The sequence below is a fragment of the Streptomyces sp. SolWspMP-5a-2 genome (genome assembly GCF_900091845.1).
Lineage (GTDB): Bacteria > Actinomycetota > Actinomycetes > Streptomycetales > Streptomycetaceae > Streptomyces > Streptomyces doudnae.
In genome coordinates, this window is sequence record NZ_FMCI01000207.1 from 1 (window position 1) to 2,407 (window position 2,407).

At 74.0% G+C, this 2,407-nt stretch carries 3 protein-coding genes and 1 pseudogene; 1 reads left to right on the forward strand and 3 read right to left on the reverse strand.

The annotated features are described in order from the left end of the window. The 3 genes and pseudogenes from GA0115242_RS21280 to GA0115242_RS41780 all read right to left on the reverse strand — a co-directional run. Positions 1-351: pseudogene (locus tag GA0115242_RS21280) on the reverse strand (aminoglycoside phosphotransferase family protein); the annotation flags it as partial. A 190-nt stretch (positions 352-541) separates the two neighbouring features. Beyond that, on the reverse strand, positions 542-748 hold the full coding sequence (locus GA0115242_RS21285) for a hypothetical protein (protein WP_093830845.1): 207 nt from the start codon (positions 746-748) through the stop codon (positions 542-544). A gap of 237 nt (positions 749-985) precedes the next feature. Next, positions 986-1,222, reverse strand: a complete 237-nt coding sequence (locus GA0115242_RS41780) for a hypothetical protein (RefSeq protein WP_093830847.1) — start codon at positions 1,220-1,222, stop codon at positions 986-988. Between the two features lie 196 nt (positions 1,223-1,418). On the opposite strand from GA0115242_RS41780, the gene GA0115242_RS21295 reads away from it, so the two are divergent. Then, positions 1,419-2,407: serine/threonine-protein kinase (locus tag GA0115242_RS21295; RefSeq protein WP_093830849.1), on the forward strand; the 989-nt coding region annotated here is incomplete at its 3' end.

The window sequence follows — 2,407 nt, forward strand, 5'->3', positions numbered from 1 at the left end:
CCAGGGGGCCGCGTCGGGATCGTCCGGGTCGACGGGGGCGCCGTGGGGCCAGAACGTGACCAGCCGGTCGCCGACCGGGAGGGGCGTGGTGGCGAGCGGCGGCAGCAGGACGCCGGGGAGCGCGGCGGCGACGGCCAGGCGGGCGGCCAGGTCGGCGTGGGAGGTGCCCGGGGCGTGCGCCTTGGCGACGGTGTCGCCGTGCCGGACGACGGTGGCGTCGGGGCGGTCGGCGAGGGTGCGGGTAGCTCCGCAGGGGCAGGCGGCGCCGGTCCGGTGGGCGGCGGTCTCGGCCCGCGCGCGGAGATCGGCGAGCAGGGCGGAGTGCGCCGGGGAGGACGGTGCGGCTGCCATGGGGCTCCCTGGGGCCTGGCGGGGGGAGGCAAGAGACGGACACGGAGGCGGATGTCCCGGGACAGAGCAATGCCGGCGCAGCTCCCCAGCTGCGCCGGCATCTTGTGCCGTCCGCCGCACCCCCGTCCCCACGGGGTTTCATGGGTGGATGTCCCCGCCCGGACCGCTCATCCGGGCCTGGGGTCGCCGCTCAGCGCCCCAGCATCACGCCCACGGACGACGCCTGTGTGGCCACCGTCTCCCACCCGTCGAAGACGAGGAGGAGCAGGGCCGCCAGGGGAAGGGCCATCAGCGTCGCCACCAGTGGATGGCGACGGCCTTGCCGGCTCGGGCGGAACGCGGCGCGTGCGGTGCGTTCCTTGCTGCGGACGGGTGTCCGCGGTGCCGTCAGGGCCATGGCCCCTCTCCTGACCGTCTCAGTTGTCGTGTCGCAGCGGCGGGTGTCTGACCTCGGGGGACGAGTGCTGCACCCGCCGCTTGACTTCAAATCTAGGCGTCGGGGGCACGGCGGACGTCATGCCCTCGTACCGATTGCCGGGCCTCCAGGAGGATGAGCCGTCAACCGGCGCGTACTCCCCTGGGTGGAGAGCGGGTCCCGGGTCTCAGGGTCATCCCGGAAGGGGTGTCCGTTATGTCACGATTCTTCCGAGCCGTCCGGCCGTGGAAGGGGCTGTTCCACGAGCGCCAGGACCCGATTCGCCAGGAAACGGGCGGTGCGGACCACAGAGCCGTTTCGGGTGACTTCACTCACTTCCACCACCCCCCTGCGGACCGCCGTCTCCACCCGGCGGCCCGCCCTGGAGGCCACCACCTCGTACGTCAGGGTCGTGTCCCCCGCGTCCACCACTATCTCCACGCGATCACCCTTCACGTCCTCAATCCCCCTTCGGTGTCGGACGGTTGGCACCGCAGCGCGGCCGAAGTCCGGTTGCCCGTCGGCTCTCTGACCGCTGCTCAATTCTCCCACCGGGCACTGACAATCGATCGGGACGAGAGGGCGCGGCTCCTGCGCGCGGGCGGCCGAGGAAACGTAAGCTGTCGCTCGTCACACGGACCGGGCAGCGGGGATGAACATGGCGATGATGCGCCTGAGGCGCGAGGACCCGCGTGTCGTCGGCTCGTTCAGGCTTCACCGACGGCTCGGCGCGGGCGGGATGGGCGTGGTGTACCTGGGCTCCGACAAGAAGGGGCAGCGGGTCGCGCTCAAGGTGATCCGGCCCGATCTGGCGGAGGACCAGGAGTTCCGCTCGCGGTTCGCGCGGGAGGTCTCCGCGGCCCGGCGGATCCGCGGCGGCTGCACCGCCCGGCTGGTCGCGGCCGACCTGGACGCCGAACGGCCCTGGTTCGCCACCCAGTACGTCCCCGGGCCGTCGCTGCACGACCGGGTCGCCGACGAGGGCCCGATGCCCGCGGTCGACGTCGCCTCCGTGGGCGCCGCCCTCTCCGAGGGGCTCGTCGCCGTGCACGAGGCGGGGGTCGTGCACCGGGACCTCAAGCCGTCCAACATCCTGCTGTCCCCGAAGGGGCCGCGGATCATCGACTTCGGCATCGCCTGGGCGACCGGCGCCTCCACCCTCACCCACGTGGGCACCGCCGTCGGCTCCCCCGGCTTCCTCGCGCCCGAACAGGTGCGCGGGGTCGCGGTCACGCCCGCCACGGACGTCTTCTCGCTCGGCGCGACCCTCGCCTACTCGGCGACCGGTGACTCGCCCTTCGGGCACGGCAGTTCCGAGGTGATGCTGTACCGCGTGGTGCACGAGGAGCCGCAGCTGCACGGTGTCCCCGACGCGCTCGCCCCGCTGGTGCGGGCCTGCCTGGCGAAGGACCCCGAGGAGCGGCCGAGCACCCTCCAACTGTCGCTGCGCCTCAAGGAGATCGCCGCCCGCGAGGCGCAGGGGCTCGCCGACGTGCGTCCGCCCGCGCCGCGTACCGCCGAGCCGGACCGGGCCACCGGCGGGCGGCTCGCCGACACCTACCCGGAGCCGCAGCGCACCCTGCGGCGTCCGCAGGGCACTCCCCCGCCCCGGGGGGCCACCCCCGCTCCGCGCGGCGCCGG